Annotated in this window: 14 protein-coding genes; 6 read left to right on the top strand and 8 right to left on the bottom strand. The window is 65.0% G+C overall.

The genetic code is table 11. From position 1 onward, the window contains the following. Positions 1-301 precede the first annotated feature (301 nt). The 3 genes from FTO74_RS18260 to rlmD form a co-directional block, all read right to left on the bottom strand. On the bottom strand, positions 302-562 hold the full coding sequence (locus FTO74_RS18260) for a hypothetical protein (protein WP_162539993.1): 261 nt from the start codon (positions 560-562) through the stop codon (positions 302-304). Positions 563-622: 60 nt separating this feature from the next. Beyond that, positions 623-3,337: a ComEC/Rec2 family competence protein gene (locus tag FTO74_RS18255; RefSeq protein ID WP_162539421.1), complete on the bottom strand. Its 2,715-nt coding sequence runs from the start codon at positions 3,335-3,337 to the stop codon at positions 623-625. Between the two features lie 87 nt (positions 3,338-3,424). Further along, positions 3,425-4,708, bottom strand: a complete 1,284-nt coding sequence (gene rlmD, locus FTO74_RS18250) for a 23S rRNA (uracil(1939)-C(5))-methyltransferase RlmD (RefSeq protein ID WP_162539420.1) — start codon at positions 4,706-4,708, stop codon at positions 3,425-3,427. Positions 4,709-4,880: 172 nt separating this feature from the next. On the opposite strand from rlmD, the gene FTO74_RS18245 reads away from it, so the two are divergent. Next, the gene (locus tag FTO74_RS18245) at positions 4,881-5,378 is read left to right on the top strand and encodes a hypothetical protein (RefSeq protein ID WP_162539419.1); all 498 of its coding nucleotides are present in this window, start codon (positions 4,881-4,883) and stop codon (positions 5,376-5,378) included. A 235-nt stretch (positions 5,379-5,613) separates the two neighbouring features. Here the strand turns inward: FTO74_RS18245 and FTO74_RS18240 are convergent, their stop codons facing one another. From FTO74_RS18240 to tyrS, 4 genes are all read right to left on the bottom strand, one after another. Then, a complete protein-coding gene (locus FTO74_RS18240; RefSeq protein ID WP_162539418.1) occupies positions 5,614-5,892 on the bottom strand; it encodes an oxidative damage protection protein in 279 nt (92 codons plus the stop codon). Between the two features lie 38 nt (positions 5,893-5,930). Further along, entirely contained in the window at positions 5,931-8,624 is a 2,694-nt protein-coding gene (locus tag FTO74_RS18235; protein ID WP_162539417.1) for an RNB domain-containing ribonuclease, read from the bottom strand. Positions 8,625-8,771: 147 nt separating this feature from the next. Next, entirely contained in the window at positions 8,772-9,581 is an 810-nt protein-coding gene (locus FTO74_RS18230) for a hypothetical protein (RefSeq protein ID WP_162539416.1), read from the bottom strand. Between the two features lie 384 nt (positions 9,582-9,965). Beyond that, on the bottom strand, positions 9,966-11,201 hold the full coding sequence (gene tyrS / locus FTO74_RS18225; protein ID WP_162539415.1) for a tyrosine--tRNA ligase: 1,236 nt from the start codon (positions 11,199-11,201) through the stop codon (positions 9,966-9,968). A gap of 183 nt (positions 11,202-11,384) precedes the next feature. Here tyrS and FTO74_RS18220 point away from each other — a divergent pair, with 183 nt between their 5' ends. Both FTO74_RS18220 and FTO74_RS18215 read left to right on the top strand, forming a co-directional pair. After that, the gene (locus tag FTO74_RS18220; protein WP_162539414.1) at positions 11,385-11,795 is read left to right on the top strand and encodes a DUF2256 and DUF3253 domain-containing protein; all 411 of its coding nucleotides are present in this window, start codon (positions 11,385-11,387) and stop codon (positions 11,793-11,795) included. Between the two features lie 158 nt (positions 11,796-11,953). Continuing rightward, positions 11,954-13,114 carry a glycosyltransferase family 87 protein gene (locus tag FTO74_RS18215; RefSeq protein ID WP_162539413.1) on the top strand — a complete coding sequence of 387 codons (1,161 nt, stop codon included), beginning with the start codon at positions 11,954-11,956 and terminating at the stop codon, positions 13,112-13,114. Between the two features lie 175 nt (positions 13,115-13,289). On the opposite strand, the gene FTO74_RS18210 is transcribed toward FTO74_RS18215, so the two are convergent. Then, on the bottom strand, positions 13,290-14,495 hold the full coding sequence (locus tag FTO74_RS18210) for a potassium channel family protein (protein WP_162539412.1): 1,206 nt from the start codon (positions 14,493-14,495) through the stop codon (positions 13,290-13,292). A 270-nt stretch (positions 14,496-14,765) separates the two neighbouring features. Between FTO74_RS18210 and FTO74_RS18205 the strand changes: the two genes are divergently transcribed. The 3 genes from FTO74_RS18205 to glmM are packed head-to-tail and all read left to right on the top strand — an operon-like array spanning position 14,766 to position 18,043. Next, positions 14,766-15,137, top strand: coding sequence for a response regulator (locus FTO74_RS18205; protein ID WP_162539411.1), 372 nt, complete (start codon positions 14,766-14,768; stop codon positions 15,135-15,137). An 18-nt stretch (positions 15,138-15,155) separates the two neighbouring features. Beyond that, positions 15,156-16,700 carry an exodeoxyribonuclease VII large subunit gene (gene xseA / locus FTO74_RS18200; protein ID WP_181955714.1) on the top strand — a complete coding sequence of 515 codons (1,545 nt, stop codon included), beginning with the start codon at positions 15,156-15,158 and terminating at the stop codon, positions 16,698-16,700. After that, positions 16,697-18,043 carry a phosphoglucosamine mutase gene (gene glmM, locus FTO74_RS18195; RefSeq protein ID WP_162539410.1) on the top strand — a complete coding sequence of 449 codons (1,347 nt, stop codon included), beginning with the start codon at positions 16,697-16,699 and terminating at the stop codon, positions 18,041-18,043. Before xseA ends, glmM begins: the two co-directional genes overlap by 4 nt. Positions 18,044-18,299: the final 256 nt, after the last annotated feature.

Raw genomic sequence — 18,299 nt, 5'->3', positions numbered from 1 at the left:
CCACGGATGCGGGCTTTAGCCCCGAGGTATGCTTTCTTTGCCCCCGCCACGAATCCGGGTGCCCCAGGTCTCGCTTCTGAGACATGGGGCACCCACGAGGCACAACCGCTCTATGCCTCCGAAAAGCGCTGAAGGCGCGCTCTATACCAGCCTAGGGCGAAGCCCTAGGTAACCGAACGCGCAGGCAGAAGAGGGCTGAAGGCCCGACCTATCCCACCCGAAGAGTCCAGAAGCAACAACTCCCTAACGCCGGGCGGGCGGCACTTCGTGCGGTTCTCGACGCTTTGTGTAAAAGCGCCTTCTACATAATCCGAAACCGTTCCCGCATCAACCGCTGAAACCTCGGCCGCCAGATAATCTCATAGGCCAGCTCTTTCCCCGGAAACATTGCCAGCGCCGCCTTCTTCGAGTCGGCGATCATCTGCGAAGCCTCATCAATCGTCAGCGAGCTGTCCTGCGCGATGGTCTGCATCACCAGGCCCATCATCATCTGCATTCGCCGGATCAGCCGCCCCTCTTCCAGAGCCTCCGCCCCCACACTCGCATCCGGCTTCGAAGTCATCTCCACGCGATGTACCTCCTGTTAACACTGTAGACAACATCGGGGCCGCACCGTCAAGCTTTATTGGGAACCATCCTGGGTTCCGACCACCTCCTTCACCGTCCCATCCCGCCCCAGCAGAAACGTGGTCAACCCAAACTCATCCGTGCGATAGAGCCTCACCCCCGCCGCCGCAAACCGCCCGATCACCTCTCCCCGCGGATGCCCGAAGCTGTTACCCCGGCCCACGCTAATCACCGCATCCCGCGGAGCCGCCGCCGCCAGAAACTCCGGTGTGGTCGAGGTGATGCTGCCATGATGCCCCGCCTTCAGCACCGTCACCGGCTTTACCAGCCCGGCGGCCAACATCGCTTCCTCGCTCGGCCTCTCGGCGTCGCCCTCCAGCAGCAACGACCCCCGCCCAAAATCCAGCCGCAGCACCACCGAATCGTCATTCTTAGGCGCTCCCATGTTGACGTAACCCACAGCCGGAGCCAGAACCGAAACCGCCGTTTCCCCCCAGACGAACCCCTCGCCCGCGTGCAGATGCCGCACCGTAATCCCCAGCTCCCGAGCCTCCTCGAGCAGCGCCCGAAACTGCGCCGAATCCGGCTCGATTCCCACCCAAAGCTCCCTCGGACGAAAGTTCCGGAGCACGGCAGGCATCCCGCCCATGTGGTCGGTGTGGGCGTGGGTCAGCACGACCACGTCCAGCCGCCGCATCCGCCGCGACCACAGGTACGGCGATACCACCTCCTCGCCCACGTCGTAGCTGGCCGTCACCTCGGAGACGCCGTGCTGCCCCACTGGCCCGCCCGCGTCCACCAGCATCGTTCGCCCGTCCGGGCCTGCAATGAGCAGGGAATCGCCCTGGCCCACGTCGATGGCCGACAGCTCCAGCCTCTCCGGCGTCGTCAGCGGCCTCTCCGGCCACAGCACCATCACGGCAATCAGCGGCAACGCCGCCGCCGTCACCCAAGCGCCCCAGCGCCCGCGCCGCACCGCCCAGCAACACGCCATCCACGCCAACACCGCCAGCGCGCCCACCCACCACACCGGTCCCGGCACCCGTACATCGGCCACGCTCAGGCTGCTGATCCGGCCGATCGCCCCCGTAACCCCATGCAGCAGCAGAGCCGTCACCACGCTGGGCGCGAGCGCCACCCACGGGCTTACCAGTGACGCCGCAAAGGTAGCCACCGCAGCCGGAGCCAGCACCGCCAGCACCGGGATCACCACCATGTTGGCCGGAACCGAAAAGACCGCCGCCCGGTGGAAGTAGAGCGCCATCGGCATCACCATCACCAGCTCCGCGACCACCCCGACCAGGGCTAGCTCCATCGCCAGCAGGCCCCAGCGCACGGCCAGCGCCGGAAGCCCTCGAGACCAGCGTCCGAACGCATCGGCAAAGGTCTCTCCCCAGAGCTGCAACATCACGCGGAACTGCATCCTGCGCGGGCTCAGGCCACCGCGCACGCCTGCCGCGAAGATGTTGCGAGTAGCTTTCGCATATCCGCCAAAGCTGCGCTCGCCCAGCGGAGCCGCCATCCCGGCGATGGCGACCAGCGCCAGCACTGTCATCTGAAAGCTGGCTTCGAAGAGGCTTTTGGGCGACCAGACCAGCATAGCCAGCACCGCCGCACCCAATGCGTTGATCGAATCCCCCTTGCGCCAGAACAGCCTTGCCAGCAGAAAGATCGACGTCATCGTCAGCGCCCGTGTCACCGGCTGCCCGAACCCTGTCAGCACCGCGTAGCCCGTGGCCGAGGCGATCGTCACCAGCGTCGCCAGCCACGCCGGACCGCGCAGCCGCCGCACCAGCCAGAAGACTCCCCCGGCCAGCAGCGTCACGTGCAGCCCCGAGACCACGAAGAGGTGGAAGGAGCCTGTGCGTTCGAAGCCCGTACGCATCGTCCGGTTCAGCCCGGCGCGGTCGCCGAAGAGCATCGCGTCCAGCATCGCCGCGTCCGCCGAGCCCAGCCGCATCCAGCCCGGCACCCGCCGGTTCGGCCCGGAGCCGACGAACCCCGCCAGCCGCGCCACCGCCCAGCCCTGCGCGGCCACCACCCGGCAATGCCAGCTCGCCGGTCCTGTTCCTAGTCGGTGCAGACGGTTCGTCGCCAGGCTGGCCCGCGCCCCGATCCCTTGTTCGCGCAGGTAATCTGCATACTGCCACACTCCGGGGTCGCGAAACCGCTCCGGCAGCTTCAGCCGCACGGTCATCTCCACCAGGTCGCCGCAGGCCAGCTCCGGCAGTTGTGTAGCAGTGGCGTAAATCGTACTTCGCACCCCTCCGCTGATTGGCACCATCGACGCCACATCCGGCGTCACTTCCTCTATCTGCTCCAGCGCCAGATCGACGGACTCGGCCTGCTCCGCATCCGGCTCGGCCTCCTCGGCTGCCTCCCACGGCGCTACCTTATCGTTGTCCACGGTCTTGGCGCGCTGCGGAAGCCGCTGTACCCTCGTCACGCGCCCCAGCACCCGGCGGCTCAGGCCATCGGCGTAGCCCGCGACGGCCGAGCTGTCCGGCGGCCCCGGTTGCCACTCCGCCGCGGCCACTCCCGTGACGATCCAGATCGCCGCGACCGGCAGCCAGCTCACGCGTGGGCTGGTCGCCAGGGCAACCACGGCCAACGCGCCCGTCACCACCAGTGCCACGACGAGCACCAGCACCGGCTGCCATACGAAGTGCGCCAGCACAACGCCCACGCCGAACCACACCGCCGCAGCCGCCAGCGGAGCCCGCCGAAATCGCAGCCGCTCCAGCCGGTCGCCTGTCTTTGTTCGGGCCATACCGACTTTTACATCGGATCGAACGCCCCAGAGCCGCAAACCTGCCGCAGATCAGTCATTTACACGGCTACGATTCCCGATTTGGGACTAAGCCGCGTCCTTGCGCAGCCAGACCACCGTCTCCAGATGGAAGGTCTGGGGAAACATATCCACCATCCACACCCGCTCCATCCCGTATCCCGCCCGCGCCAGCACCGCAAGATCCCGCCCCAGCGTCACCGGGTCGCAGGAGACGTAAACCAGCGCCGGAGCGCCGATCCGCCCCAGCAGCCCGCACCCTTCGGCCCCGGCCCCGGCGCGTGGCGGGTCCATCACGATCAACTCCGGCCGTTCCCGCTCCAGCACTGCCCGGCGCAGAAAATCGACCGTCGCGCCCTCGACCGCCTTCACATTCTTCGCCAGCTTCGCCAGGTCCCCAGCGGCCACCGGGTTGCCCTCCACGGCCACCACCTCGGCAAAGCCCCCGGCCAGCCCCCGCGAAAACAAACCCACTCCGGCAAAGAGATCCCACGCCAACTGGCCGCTCCGCCCCGCCGTCGCCAGAGCCACCATCTCGTCGACCAGAAAGCGGTTCACCTGGAAGAACGCTCCACGGCTCACCCAATACTTGGCTCCGGCGGCCTCGTAGACCAGCCCTGCTGCTCCCCACGTTGCTCCCGGCCAGCTCCTGCGGGCGCGTCGGCTCAGCTCCGGGTCGATCTCGGCGTTGGCCCCGACCATCTCCGGCAGCAGAGCCTTCACCTTCTCGCAGAAGACCGTAAACGGCTCATTCCGAGCCACATCCGCATCCCGCAGGAAGAGTGCCATCTGCACCCGCGCCTGGTCGGCGGAGCAGAAAAACTCCACCTCGGCCACATGCTCCAGCCAACGGCGTACAACGGCGTCCTCGGCGGCCAGTTGTATCAATGCCTCCGCTGCCCGCCACAGTACCGGGGCGGCGATGGGGCACTCTTCTATAGGTAGAAACTCGTTCGACGACCGGCGGCTGTGCCCGACGCGGAGTTGCCCATCCAGCGCCTGCACCCGCATCCGCACGCGATTCCGGTATCCCCACGGCTCGCCGGTGCGAAGTTCTATCTCCGGAACCGGCCCCGCACCTGCCTGGGAGAGAATCTCCCGCAGGATTCCGGACTTGATCTCGACCTGGGCGGGATAGCTGGCGTGCTGGTACTGACAGCCTCCACAACTGCCGAAGTGGCGGCACTCCGGTTCGACACGCTGCGCGGAGGCTTCGACAACCTGCACAGAATCAGTAACCGCCAGATCCACCAACTCTCCCGGCAGGGTAAAGGGCACGTCCGTCTCCGCACCCGTGGCATCGACTCCCACACCGGCCCCGCCGTACTTCATCCGCTCGATTCGCAAGGCCATCTGTCTATGGTACCGTTCTGGCGTACAGTTTTAGCCCTTCTGCGGATCACATCTCCGCAATCTGCGCAACTTTCTCCACGAATCGCGGTTCTAATAAACAAGGATGCAGACCAAGACCCTGGATCCGAACTAAGCCGAGCTTGAACGCCGGTTTCGCCCCGCAGGAGGGCTTATGAAAGTCTTTCGTTATCTAGCGTTACTCAGCATCTTCGCGATCTTCCTTGTTCCGGCAACCACGGCTCATGCCCAGGTGGCGGTCGGCGTCGGCATCGGCGGCCCGGCTTATGACTATCCCTACGCCGCGCCCGCCTGTGAGTATGGCTACTACGGCTATTACCCCTACGCCTGCGCGCCCTACGGCTACTATGGCCCGAACTACTTCGTCGGCGGCCTCTTCATCGGCGCCGGCCCCTGGTATCGCGGCGGCTACGGCTGGCGCGGTGGTTATGGATGGCGCGGCGGCTACGGCTATCGTGGTGGCTATGGATACCGTGGCGGAGTAGGCTACCGCGGTGGTTACGGTGGCGGATATCGCGGCGGCTACGCTGGTGGCGGACGTGGTTTCGCTGGTGGCGGTGGCTTCCATGGCGGCGGTGGTGGCGGCTTCCACGGTGGTGGCGGCGGCGGGTTCCATGGCGGTGGTGGTCATGGCGGCGGCGGACACCGGTAAATCAAAAACATCAAGAGGGCTGGCGAACTTCGCCAGCCCTCTTCTTTTGCGACATAGATTGAAAAGTTTTCACGCGAAGCGTCGAGAACCGCACGAAGTGCCGCCCGCCCGGCGTGAGGGCGCTTTTGCTTTTGTCCTGCCGGACGGGCCTGCTACGCGCGGGGCGGGCGTTTGCACGCCTTTTTAAAGCTTCGCGCGGTCCTCCCGCTGGTGCGGATAATCCCGTTGAAGTGCCTTAGTGGGTAGGGGCTACGTACTCCTTGGGAAGCGAGCCACCCTCGCCTTCGCCAAAGAAAAATCCGTTCATCTGCTCGACCAGAAACTCCTGCGCCTCGCGCGTCCAGGGCTGCAGGCGATACTCGTTCAGCAGCATCTTCTGCCGCTCCACCCACTCGCCCCAGGCCTTCTTCGAGACGTTCTTGTAGATCTTCTGACCGAAGTCGGAGTCGAACGGCGGCTCGTCCAGACCCTCCAGCTCGGCCTTGTACTTGCTGCAGAAAACCATGTGCGCCATGTGTTAAATCTCCTGAGATTCGATTGTAAATCCTGCCGCTAACGCCGCTTGCCCTTGGCCTTCTTCACCCGCGCCCGCGTCTTCGACTTGGTCTTGCCCGGCTTGCCCGTCCGCGTCGGGCTGGAGTGGTTCTCGACCCGCGCCGTTTTGGGCTTGCGCAGGCTCTTCGGAGACTCGCCCTGCGGTTCCTCGCCCGGTACCAGCGCAAACTGCAACCGCTTCTGCTGCCGGTCGATGCGGTCGAGCAGCACATGCACTCGCTGGCCGATCTTGAAGACGCGCCCGGAGAAGTCGCCGACGATAGTGCGGTCGGTGTCGCGGAAGCTGTAGCGTTCGTCGTCGCCGAAGCGCCCGCGAGAACCCAGCGTGGCGATGGGCACGAGGCCCTCGATAAACAGCTCGTCCAGCTCCACGAAGAATCCGTACTTGGTGCACGAGAGCACGGTGGCCTGGAAGTCTTCGCCCACGCGGTCCTGCATGAACTTGATCTTCTTCCACTCCATCAGCTCGCGCTCGGCGTCGTCGGCGCGGCGCTCGGCCTGGGAGGACTCGGCGGCGATATCCTGAAGCTCCTGCGGGGGCAGCCAGTTCGGCAGCGGCTCGCCCGTCGGCGCGGGCCTCTCCGCGTGCTTGCCCGCCTTGCGCGCCGCCCACGGCTGCGGATCGCTCGAAAGAATCGGCCCGCCCATCGGGCTTACTCCGGCCTCGAGCGCGGCGCGCAGCAGCCGGTGCACGATCAGGTCCGGATAGCGCCGGATGGGGCTGGTGAAGTGCGTATAGCTCGGGCTGGCCAGCGCGAAGTGGCCTTCGTTCTTCTCGCTGTAGCGCGCCTGCTTCAGCGAACGCAGCATCAGGTAGGCGAGGATGCGCTCCTCGGGCGTGCCCGCGATCTTCGCCGTCAGCCGCTGGTACATCTGCGGCGTCACCGGAATCTCCTCGGGAACATCGTGCGTCTGCACCTGGCGGGCGCGGCCTCCGTGCCGCTCCGCCCCGGCGCGGGAGCTGCGCCGATCGGACTTCATGGTCATCCGCTTGACTGGCAGCGTCGAGAAGCCGAGCGAGTAGCCGAAGCCGCTGGCCGTCTCCTCGAAGTCGATGATCCGCTTGGGGTCGGGCATCTCGTGGATGCGGTAGATCGACGGCCCGCGCAGCTCCAGCCAGTGCGCCACGCACTCGTTGGCCGTCAGCATGAACTCCTCGATGAGCCGGTTCGACCAGCCGCGCTCCGACCGCGTGATCGCCGCCATGTTGCCCTGCGGGTCGAACCGGATCACCGGCTCGGGCAGGTCGAAGTCGATGGAGCCGCGGCGATGGCGCTTGCGGTTCAGCTTCAGCGCCAGCTCGTACATCTGCTCGAAGGCGGGCACCAGCTCGATGAAGGCGGCGCGGGTCTCGGCGTCGCCGTCGAGGATCTTCTGTACCTGCGTGTAGGTCATGCGCCGCGCCGAGCGGATAATGCCCTCGCACAGCTCGAACTCGGCGACCTCACCCGCCGCGTCGATCTCGGCGATACAGCTCAGGACCAGCCGGTCCTCATCGGGCCGTAGAGAACACATGCCCGACGAAAGCTGCGGCGGCAGCATGGGCACGGCGCGGTCGGGGAAGTAGACGCTGGTGGCGCGCAGGCGGGCCTCGAGGTCGAGCGCCGTACCGGGGCGCACGTAGTGGCTCACGTCGGCGATGTGGACTTGCAACTGCCAATTGCCGTTGGGAAGCTGCCGCACCAGCACGGCGTCGTCGAAGTCGCGCGCGGTCTCGCCGTCGATGGTGACGATGGGCAGCCCACGGAAGTCGTGCCGCCGCGCCACCTCCTCGTCGGTCAGCGTGGCCACGGTCTGGCTGGCTGAGGCCGTCGCTTCGGCGAGCACGTTGTCGGGAAACGTATACGGCAGGTGGTGTTTGCGGATGATGATCTCGACGTCCACGCCGAAGTCGTCCGGGTGCCCCAGCACCTCGATGATCCGCCCCTTGGCCGGACGGTTCACGCCGGGGAAGTCGGTGATCTCGACATCGACGGCCAAACCTTCGAGCGGGTCCAGCTTGTTCCCTGAAGAATCTCCAGTGCGCTCACCAAGCTGCTTCAGAGCCTCTTCGCCCAGCACCCGGTGCGGGTTCTCGGCAGGCAGCAGCACCACGCCGCCCGGTCCGTCGGGGATCAGGATCGGCTGCGTCATGCGCTCGTCGAGCGGGGTAATGTAGTTGCCCGTCAGCAGCCCGGTGTCGTAGCCGCTGGTGCCGCGCCTACCCTGCGGACGCGCGTAGTGGAAGATCCCCACCACGGTAGGATTACGCCGATTGAGCACCCGTGCGATGCGCCCGGAGCGGCGTCCCTCGCGGTCGAGCGGAGCCTCGTCCACCAGCACTTCGTCGCCCTGCATGGCTCCGTTCAGCTCGTTCGGCGGGATGAAGATGTCTTCCGCGCGGCTGCTGCTGCCGTTCGGCCTTACAAAGCCGAAGCCGTCGCGGTGCAGGTCCAGCCGTCCGGCCACCAGGCCCTCGCGCGTGGCCTTGTGCTCCACCGGCATCCCCGGCGCGCGCGAAACTCTCGCGGTCTTATCCGGAGTGGCCCGCGGCAGCGCCCACTGGTCGTCGTCGATCTTGACCAGCTCGCCCCGCACGGTGATGCGCGCCAGCTGCTCGAGCAGCAGCCTGCGCTCGCGCCCGCCGCCCAGCCCCAGCTCGCGGATCAGTTGTTTGTACCCGGCCCTGTGCCCGGCCGAGCGTTCGATCATCCGGATCAGATCCCGGTCACTGTGTGGGTACGGCCCTTGCTTCGCCATCGAAAGAGATCCGATCTACTCAGGCTCAGGATGACAGCAAATCCCGTCATCCGCAAATGCAGTACTTCGTACCGTTCTCGACGCTTCGCGCGAAAACGACTAGGGGGTCTCCTTCAATACGTCGGCTGCCTTTTCGAGCGTCTCCGCCGGCGACACCTTGAAGTCCGTCTTGGTCTCATCCTCCTGCTGGCCAATCGTCTTGAACAGCAGCGCCCGCCCGACGATATGCACATGCGAGCCGGTAATCTGCCAGTGCCCCGGAGATACCTCCCGCCGCTCGACCGTGAACGTGCCGCCAGCCTTCATCCTCCCCAGCAGCCCGTACCCCAGCTTCACATCGTTGGCCAGCGTCCCTTTCAGGTGCTCGATCCGGTGCGAAGGCTTCGCCACCACCACCTCTCCCTCCATCGCCGAGAGCACCTTTGCCTCCATCGACGGCGCATGAAACTCCGGATCGGGCTTGAAGTCCAGCGTCACCTGCGTGGGCGTCTCGCTCCTTACGGTCCATAGGAAGGCCGTGGGCAGCAGCCGCAGCAGGTTCTCGGCCTGCTCCTGGTCATGCACATCGTCCTTCGCCTCACGCTGCTGCAACGAGGTGTCGTGGACAAAAGCGTGGATGCGCAGATCCTCCACGTGCTGCTGCTCAGGGGGCAAGGGCTGCCCGTGGTCGAGGATCTTACGGCGCAACGTGCCCTTCGGCGTCTCGACCACCTGATAAACGGTGTCGTGCTCGGGCGTCACATCGTGGTCGCGATAGGCAAAGGCGGTGTGGTCGTTATGGTTGGCGTCGAGCTCGGTCTGGACGGCTCGGGCGATGATCGCCTTCGCATCCGGCGTCTCCTGCGCGGCCAGGGGCAACAGCAGTAGACCCGACAGGAGAAGTACCCTCTGGGAGAGGAAGACTTTCATGTCCTTTAGGATGCGTGGGAGCGGCAAAAGTAAGCCAAAATCTACACGCGGGCGTCCAAGACCGCACGAAGTGCCCCGGCGTGAGGGCGTTGTTGCTGTTGCTTGTTTTCTTGGTTGTCATTCAGGAGCGAAGCGGAGGAATCTGCTTCTGTCTTTGCCGTTGTTTTTGCTTTTGCTTCTGAGGCAGGTCCGGGCTTTAGCCCGGACATTCAAATCAACCATAGAAGTGGGCTTTAGCCCCCGAGGTATGCTTTCTTCAAAAGCTACAAAGACTGTCCTGCCGGACGGGCCTCCTGCGCGGGGCGGGCGTTTGCACGCCTTTTTACTGCTTCGCGTGGTCCTCCCGTTGGTCGGAAACAAAAGTCTGTTTACGACCAACGAGCCTTACATCGATATCAACGCCCGCTTGGCCTTCTTGCCCAGTCGCACCGTCAGCGTGGCCGCCGCAGGTACAGCCTGCTCCTTCACGACCACCCCTTCGATCTTCACCGCACCCTCGGCCAGTTTGCGATTAGCCTCGCCGTTGCTGGCGGCCAGCCCCAGAGCTACCAGCAGCTTGGCCACCCGCACCGTCCCGGCCTCGGTCCCGGCGATGGCGGCCAGCTCAATCGCCACCTCGTCCAGATCCTCGCTCACGCCGCCCTGCTGGAACTGCTTGCTCCAGTTCTCCTCCGCGCGCACGGCCGCTTCCTGAGAAGAAAAGTCCGCCGTAATCATTCGGGCGAGGTCGCGCTTGGCCTGCATGGGGTGCAGTTTGCCCGCCGCCATCTCCTCCTCGATCGCGGCGATCGCTCCCGGCAGCACATCGGTCAGCAGCGTGTAGTAGCGGCCGATGAGCCCGTCGGGAATCGTCATCAGCTTGGTGAACATCTCGAACGGCGGTTCGCTCACGCCAATCGCGTTGCCCAGCGACTTCGACATCTTCTGCACGCCGTCCAGACCCTCGATGATCGGGGTCATCAGCACGATCTGGGGCGGCTGCCCGGCGTCGCGTTGCAGGCGGCGTCCCATCAGCAGGTTGAACTTCTGGTCCGTACCGCCGAGTTCGACGTCACACTCCAGCGCCACCGAGTCGTACCCCTGCGCCAGCGGGTACAGCAGCTCGTGGACGGAGATCGGCTCTTCCTCGTTGAAGCGTTTGTGGAAGTCTTCGCGCTCCAGCATCTGGGAGACGGTCGCCTTCGCGGCCAGCCGGATCATATCGGCAAACCCCAGCTTCGCCAGCCACTCCGAGTTGTAGCGCACCTCGGTCTTCACGGGGTCGAGGATCTTGAAGACCTGCTCCTTGTAGGTCTCGGCGTTTTTGTCGATCTCCTCCTGCGAGAGCTGCTTGCGCGTGGCCGACTTGCCGGTCGGATCGCCGATGAGCGCGGTCGAATCGCCGATGAGGAAGATGACGGTGTGGCCGAGCTGCTGGAAGTGCCGCAGCTTGCGGATCAGGACGGTGTGGCCGAGGTGCAGGTCGGGCGCGGTGGGGTCGAACCCGGCCTTGATGCGCATGGGCTTGCCGCTGGCGATGGACTGCTCGATGCGTTCTTTCAGGGCGTCGAGGGGGATGATCTCGGCTGCGCCTTTGGTGATGAGGTCTAGCTGGTCCTGCACGCTTGCGAAGGTTTGCATAAGAATTCAAGTGTACTTCGTACCGTTCTCGGGGAGGTATGGGGGAGCGGGCTTCTGAGGGCCTCCCGCTGGTCGGCAACGAGCAGCTCAATCCCGACCAACGGAGGCCACGCGAAGCCGAGAACCGCACGAAGTGCCGCCCGCTTCGCGCTTAGCGGACCCGTTCGGCAGGACAATATATTTATGCCCGATCCGAAGAGAAAAACAGAAAAAGAAACACCCCACAAGGACAAGCTCTGCAAGACCTGCGGCCGCTTCTTTGTGTGGCGTAAGTCGTGGGAGCGCGACTGGGACGTCATCAAGTATTGCAGTGACGCCTGCCGCGGCTACCAGCCCGGCGAGGCCGACGCCGCTCTCGAAGCCGCAATCCTCGAGTTGTTGCAGGAGAGCGGCCGCGACAAGACCATCTCTTCCAACGATGCCGCCAAGCTGGTCGGCGGCAAAGACACCCGCCGCGACTGGGAGGGTCTGTTGGAGCCAGCCCGCGCCGCCGCCCGCCGCCTCGCCACCCAGGGCAGCATCGTTCTGGTGCAGCACGGAGCCGTCGTCAGCGTCTCCAAAGCCAAGGGGCCGGTTCGTTTAAAACTGCGCTAACTGCTCAAGGCGGGCCGCCGGAGCCGCAAAGTCGGCGTAAGTCGTTCCATCCGCCATAAACGTTTTCTCATAGTGCGTCATGGTATCGTCGTGTCATGTTTCCGATCGAACGCATCGAAGGGGCTCCCATGCGGACAAGCCACCGTATCATTCTGGGCTTGCTCTTGATTCTTGCGACGATCTCCACCGCCCAGGGAGCATGGAACGCCGTCCACCGGAGCCAGGACTTTCAGTGGAGCGGAGACCGGATTCTGCTCGCGCATCACGATCCCTGGGCCGAGTATCTGCAGGGCGATCCCGAGCACCTCGTCCTGATGACCCAGGTGCCGAACTACACCCCCATCCTCTACGTGCTGCTTGCGCCGATCGGCCTTCTTCCCATATTGCCCGCCAAGATCGCGTGGATGATCTGCAACTTCTTCTTCGCGACTATCAGCGGAGTACTCGCCGCCCGTTTTTACGGGATGCGCGGTCCAAGCATCGTGGCAATCGTCTGCCTGTTTCTGATGGCGACCCCGGTCCGCAACAGCTTTGGCAACGGGCAGCAAGGCTTGCTCGTCCTGCTTATCCTCTGTGTGACTCTTCTGTCTCCGCGCCTGACCGACGCCCGCGCGGCGGGAGCCGGTCTGTCTTACTTCAAATTCAACTTTGCTCCCCCGGTCTTTCTCTACTTGCTGCTCCGCGGAGGCGTGCGCGCAGTTCTCATGAGCGCCATTCCGTCGATTGCGGCAACCCTCGCGGTCTGGCTCTGGCTCACCGGCGGACGCGATCCGCACGAGATTGTGAAGCTCATCCTGGAGCCTCTCCAGGTGTCGCAGACGGGCTATACCGTATCCGGCGGAGCTGCCAACCTGATGGACGTTCTGGAGAAGGTGTTACGCCTCTTCCAGACTCCAAAGCCATTCCTGACCCCGATCACGTTTGCCGTGGCGTTCTTCATCTGCCTTGCGGTACTCTACTGCGCAATCAAGCGGAATCCCGGCAGCTCTGTGCAGTGGCAGATGGCGCTTATGGCGACCATGAGCTTCTGCCTCTTCAAGCATCACAGCTACGACGCGGGCGTTCTGCTGCTTCCGTTCTGCTATGCCTTGCGGCTTCGGCATCATCTCTCGGCGCAGATCATTCTGCTGATACTGATCAATAGCTGGTATCTGCAGCGCATCCTCGATGCTGCGCACATCATCGTGCCGCAGGCCGATGCAGTGCACTGCGCTCTTCTCTTACTGGCCCTCGGCTTCCTCTACCGGCTGCGAACGGCTGAGGGGGAGATTGAAGCAGATGGCCGTGCCGTCCCGGTATTTGCCCCGGTGAAAGCCTAAAAGAAGAAAGACTGTCCTGCCGGACGGGCCTCCTACGCGGAGGGCGGGCGTTCACACGCCTTTGATTGCTTCGCGTGGATCGGGATCAAAAATGCTCGCTGCCGACCAACGGAAGGCCCTCAGAAGATCATCCCGCCCATGCTCCCCCGAGAACCGCACGAAGTGCCGAAGTGCCCTAGAAGTCTTCTTCTTCGTGTAGGTGGGCTGCTGAGGTCGATTGTGCGCTTACATGGCTCGATCCCCGGAGCACCGCCTCGCGCGTCATCCGTAGATCGGCCACCGTCTTCCACTGATCAGTCTTCTTCGGCTCCGCCACCCACAACGGCAGCGGCATCTTCAGGTACTCGGCCAGCGCGAAGGCGTGCGGTTCGTAGAGCTTGCGGATCGCGGTCAGCCGCTTCATCGCCTCGGGATCGCCGCACAACTGCACCTCCATCTGGCCCAGCGAGTCGCACAGTTGATAGAACGTCTCCTTCGGCAGCCGGTCGGGAGCTTCGCTCACACGAGTGCCAAGCCCTTCAATATGAAAGACATGACCCAGGTCGACGACGGCGTGCCGAGCAGTGGCGAAGGTCAATTGCGCCTGCCGAACCGAGGGGCCGTCGATTGTGGTGATGAGCAGCGCGCAGGTGTCGAGCACTGCCACCAACGCCGTCAGCCAGCTCTGGTTGTCGTGCTGCGAACGGTAGTAGGCGAGCAGCGGGTAAGAGACGTGCGTCTCCAGTATTTCGGCTGACCACCGCTCCCACTCGGCCAGTAGCTGGATCAGCGCCTGATCGCCGCCCTCGAAGCTGTGCCGTCGCAGTAGCTCGGTGGCGGTCGGGGGCGATCCCGCCCGTACGTCCAGCAGAGCCACGCTGACCTCCCGGTGCGAGAACGTCTGGTAGAGGATGGGGACGTATCCGATGACCAGCGCCACAAACCCCAGCCCCGTCCCGGCCTCCATCGCGACCAGCATCCGCGCCAGCCGGCTGGTCGGAATCACGTCTCCCAGGCCCAGCGTGAACAGGGTGGTGCCGCTGACGTAAAAGGCGGTGCCGAGCCGGTCGATCTGCCCGTGGCCCAGCGTCAGCGTGTCGTGGAAGGGCGTGCCCAGCCCGAAGTAGATCATCCCGAAGGCGACGACCAGCAGCAGCGCCCACAGGCCCAGCAGCAGCAGCAGCGAGACCGGCCCGAAGATGCTGTAGATCTGCTCCCGCAGCTTGCGGCTCCGGACCCACTCGGCCACGCACACCCACGGCGTCCAGGTCAGCAGGTAGAAGATCTGCGTGATTCTCAGCAGGCGGCCGGAGGGGCGGCGCGGCAGGATGACGGTCTGGAAGGCATCCAGCCCCACTCCCAGCGCAACCAGCGCCCCCGCGATCAGGATGATCGGATGCATAAGCTAACTGTAACCGCAAAGTACTTCGTACCGTTCTCGGGGTCGCGTGGGCAAATCATCACCCATGGCCCTCCTGTCGGTCGGGAATAAACAATGTTCGCTGCCGACCAGCGGAAGGCCCTCAGAAAATCACTTCCCCATGACGCCCCGAGAACAGTACGAAGTGCCCCCAGGAACGGTGCGAAGCACTATTTACTCGACATGGGCAACTACAGGCGGTATTTTGGCATCAGTGGAAGTCCGAACAGGGCGCACCATTGGAGCCTCCCCATGCGCCGACTCTTGGTTGTGGATGATGAAACTCTTGTGGCCGATACACTTACGGACATCTTCCGTAAGAACGGCTTCGAGGTGCGGACAGCGTACTCGGCCGATACGGCGCTCGAGATCGCCCGCGAGTTCACCCCGCACCTGCTGCTCTGCGATATCGACATGCCCTCCCGCGACGGGCTGGAGCTAATGAGCGACATCGGCCGCGAGCTGCCGGGCTGTCCCATCCTGGTGCTCACGGGGTTTTATAACCGCCTTACGGGGGTTCACGAGCGCGCCGGTACGCTTCAGCAACCGGTCAATATTCTGACCAAGCCATGCCAGCCGGTGGAGCTGCTGCGCGAGGTCACCATCATGCTTGCCACCGCGTAAGGTTGTAGACTCAACCGGATGGCCGGTGACGATCAAAACCTGCTCTTCGCCGATCTCTTTCCTGCCAAGGGCAGAAAGCGGTCGGCAGCGCCGCGAAGGGTTGCGCCCGCCGCGCCGCCCCCTCCTGCGCCCGTGGAGGCCGCGTCGCCACCCACAGAGGCCGCCGCGCCCGATCCGGAACCTGTCCCCATCGTCAGGGAGTCGTCACCCCTGACCTACACCGTCCGCGAGCTGATCGCCAGCGTGCGCCGTCATCTGGAAGAGGGCTTCCATGGCCTCATCTCGGTCGAAGGCGAGGTCTCCAACTGCCGCCCCGCCGCCTCCGGCCACGTCTACTTCACGCTCAAGGACGGCGAGGCGCAGCTTCCCATCGTGCTCTTCCGCCGCCAGGCACAGCTCTTGCGCTTCCGCATCAAAGACGGGCAGGCGGTCAAGGTCCGTGGCCGCATCGCGCTGTACGAGTCGCGCGGCCAGCTTCAGCTCATCGCCGAGACGGTCGAAGAGCAGGGAACCGGAGCCTTGCAGCGCGCCTTCGAGGAACTGCGCGCGCGCCTGCTCGCCGAAGGGCTCTTCGACCGGCCCAAGCGCCCGCTGCCCGCGTTCCCGAAGTGCATCGGCATCGTCACCTCGCCCTCCGGCGCGGTCATCCGCGACATCGTCAACGTGGTGCGCCGCCGCCACTCCCGGCTCAACCTGCTGGTCTACCCAGCCATCATGCAAGGGACGAATTGCGCCCGCACCGTGGCCGCCGGGGTGAGCTGGTTCAACCAGCATCCCGAGCGTGTGGATCTCATCCTGATCGCCCGTGGCGGCGGCTCCATGGAAGACCTCGCAGGGTTCAACGATGAGGCGCTCGCCCGCACCATCGCGGCGTCTGAGCTGCCGGTGGTCTCGGCCATCGGGCACGAGACCGACACCACCATCTCGGACTTCGTCGCCGACCTGCGCGCTCCCACGCCCTCCGCAGCCGCCGAGCTGATTACGGCGGCTCAGCACCGCATCGAAGAGCGCGTCATCTCGCTCGAGCGGCGCGTCCACCGCGCGGGACAGTACCAGCTTATGTCGGCCCGACAGCGGCTGGCGCGGCTCTCCGCCGACCAGGTGCTCCGCCGCCTGCGCGACTCCATCGGTCGCCGTGAGCAGCGCGTCGATGAGCTGCGCTTCCGCCTCATGGCCTCGTCCGACCGTATGGTTCGTAGCCACACGGTTCGACTGGCGACGCTCGAAGCCCGTCTGCGCCGCCACGATCCCACGGTGCGTCTAGCCGCCGCCACGCACCGCCTGCAAGTGGTCAGCGAGCGGCTGAACCGTCTCGCCACCGAGCTTCCGCGCAGCCGCCGCGTACAGCTCGCGACGGCCACGGCCCGTCTGTCCGCTCTCTCGCCGCTCTCGGTGCTCCAGCGCGGCTATGCCATCGTGTACGCGGAGGACGGCAGCATCCTGCGCGATGCTGCCGACACCGCACCCGCGCAACAGATCCGCGCCCGCCTCGCCAGGGGCAGCGTGCGCGCCCAAGTCACCCAAATTCAAGCAACCGAAATCCCAGCTACGGAGAACCAATGAAGAAGCTCTTCGGCACCGACGGCATCCGCGCTGTCGCGGGCCACCCGCCGCTCGACCGCACCACCGTCCACGCCGTCGGCCTTGCCCTCGCCCAAACGCTCAAGGCCACGAACGACAAGCCGAAGGTCATCCTCGGCATGGACACGCGCGAGTCCTCCGAAGAAATCGCGGCCACGCTCACGGCTGGCCTCGTCACCGGCGGCGCTGCGGTTGAGAACGCCGGAGTCATCACCACCCCCGCCATCGCGCACCTGACGCACGTCCACGGCTTCGCGGCGGGTATCGTCATCTCGGCCTCGCACAATCCCTGGCAGGACAACGGCATCAAGCTCTTCGGCCCCGACGGCTACAAGCTGCCCGACGCCACCGAGCTGGCCATCGAGGACGAGATCTTCCGCCAGCTCGCGGCCCACACCGCCGCGCCCGTCGCCGCCTCCGCGCCGCTGGTCAACGAGGCCGACCGAGCCGAGTACACGCGCTTCCTGCTCTCCGCCGTGCCCGGCCTCTCGCTCGACAACCAGACCATCGTGATCGACTGCGCCAACGGGGCCGCCAGCTCGGTTGCGCCGCAGCTCTTCGCCGACCTCGGCGGCACGGTCTTCATCACGCACTCCAGCCCCGACGGGCGCAACATCAACGAAGAGTGCGGCGCGCTGCACCCGGAGGTTGTCGCGGCGGAGGTCGTCTACCGCAAGGCGGGGCTGGGCATCACCTTCGACGGCGACGCCGACCGCGCTCTCTTCTCCGATGAGCACGGTCGCGTGGTCAACGGCGATGCCGTCCTGCTGCTCGCCGCCCGCGACCTGCAAGCGCGCGGCCTGCTGGCGAACGACACCGTGGTTGCGACGACCATGTCGAACATGGGCCTCGAGGCCGCGCTGGTGCGCTCCGGCATCAAGATGCTGCGCGCGCCGGTGGGCGACAAATACGTCCTCGAGCAGATGCTGGCGACAGGCGCGAGCTTAGGCGGCGAGCAGTCCGGCCACATCATCTTCTCGGGCCGCTCGACCACGGGCGACGGCCTGCTGACCGCGCTGCTGCTGCTCGATATCATCCACCGCTCGGGCCGCTCGCTGGCCGAGTTGACCGCCGACCTGAAGGTCTTTCCGCAGGTGATCGTCAACGTAAAAGTTCGCGAAAAAAAGCCGCTGGACACGATTCCGTCTGTCGCTTCGGCGATTGCATCGGCGGACGAGGCCCTCGCCGGGTGCGGCCGTGTCGTTATCCGCTACAGCGGTACGGAGGCGCTGGCTCGCGTGATGATCGAGGCCGAGGACGAGCAGCAGATGAGGCACCACGCTGACACCATCGCGGGAGCTATTCGCGCAGAGCTGGGTATTTAAGACATTAAAAGCGCCCTCACGCCGGGCTGGCGGCACTTCGTGCGGTTCTCGGCTTCGCATTGTCCTCCCGTTGGTCGGAAAGAAAAATTCTCGCTGCCGACCAGCGGGAGGCCCTCAGAAGATTGTTTCCCTATACCGCCCCGAGAACGGCACGAAGTGCCCTCTCGTTGGTCGGGAATGAGAATTTCTCATTTCCGGCCAACACCGCGTCCATACGCCATTCACTATTTCCATTTAACATTGTGGTTTGCTGATT

The sequence above is a fragment of the Granulicella sp. WH15 genome (genome assembly GCF_009914315.1).
Classification (GTDB): Bacteria; Acidobacteriota; Terriglobia; order Terriglobales; family Acidobacteriaceae; genus Edaphobacter.
The sequence above is the reverse complement of the archived record's forward strand: the minus strand, read 5'-3'. Positions and strand labels throughout refer to the sequence as shown.

What these genes read in the sequence shown, in the direction of transcription:
- FTO74_RS18260 (WP_162539993.1), bottom strand. Translation starts at nt 562, where the DNA reads ATGACTTCGAAGCCGGATGCGAGTGTGGGGGCGGAGGCTCTGGAAGAG.
- FTO74_RS18255 (WP_162539421.1), bottom strand. Translation starts at nt 3,337, where the DNA reads ATGGCCCGAACAAAGACAGGCGACCGGCTGGAGCGGCTGCGATTTCGG.
- rlmD (WP_162539420.1), bottom strand. Translation starts at nt 4,708, where the DNA reads ATGGCCTTGCGAATCGAGCGGATGAAGTACGGCGGGGCCGGTGTGGGA.
- FTO74_RS18245 (WP_162539419.1), top strand. Translation starts at nt 4,881, where the DNA reads ATGAAAGTCTTTCGTTATCTAGCGTTACTCAGCATCTTCGCGATCTTC.
- FTO74_RS18240 (WP_162539418.1), bottom strand. Translation starts at nt 5,892, where the DNA reads ATGGCGCACATGGTTTTCTGCAGCAAGTACAAGGCCGAGCTGGAGGGT.
- FTO74_RS18235 (WP_162539417.1), bottom strand. Translation starts at nt 8,624, where the DNA reads ATGATCGAACGCTCGGCCGGGCACAGGGCCGGGTACAAACAACTGATC.
- FTO74_RS18230 (WP_162539416.1), bottom strand. Translation starts at nt 9,581, where the DNA reads ATGAAAGTCTTCCTCTCCCAGAGGGTACTTCTCCTGTCGGGTCTACTG.
- tyrS (WP_162539415.1), bottom strand. Translation starts at nt 11,201, where the DNA reads ATGCAAACCTTCGCAAGCGTGCAGGACCAGCTAGACCTCATCACCAAA.
- FTO74_RS18220 (WP_162539414.1), top strand. Translation starts at nt 11,385, where the DNA reads ATGCCCGATCCGAAGAGAAAAACAGAAAAAGAAACACCCCACAAGGAC.
- FTO74_RS18210 (WP_162539412.1), bottom strand. Translation starts at nt 14,495, where the DNA reads ATGCATCCGATCATCCTGATCGCGGGGGCGCTGGTTGCGCTGGGAGTG.
- FTO74_RS18205 (WP_162539411.1), top strand. Translation starts at nt 14,766, where the DNA reads ATGCGCCGACTCTTGGTTGTGGATGATGAAACTCTTGTGGCCGATACA.
- xseA (WP_181955714.1), top strand. Translation starts at nt 15,156, where the DNA reads ATGGCCGGTGACGATCAAAACCTGCTCTTCGCCGATCTCTTTCCTGCC.
- glmM (WP_162539410.1), top strand. Translation starts at nt 16,697, where the DNA reads ATGAAGAAGCTCTTCGGCACCGACGGCATCCGCGCTGTCGCGGGCCAC.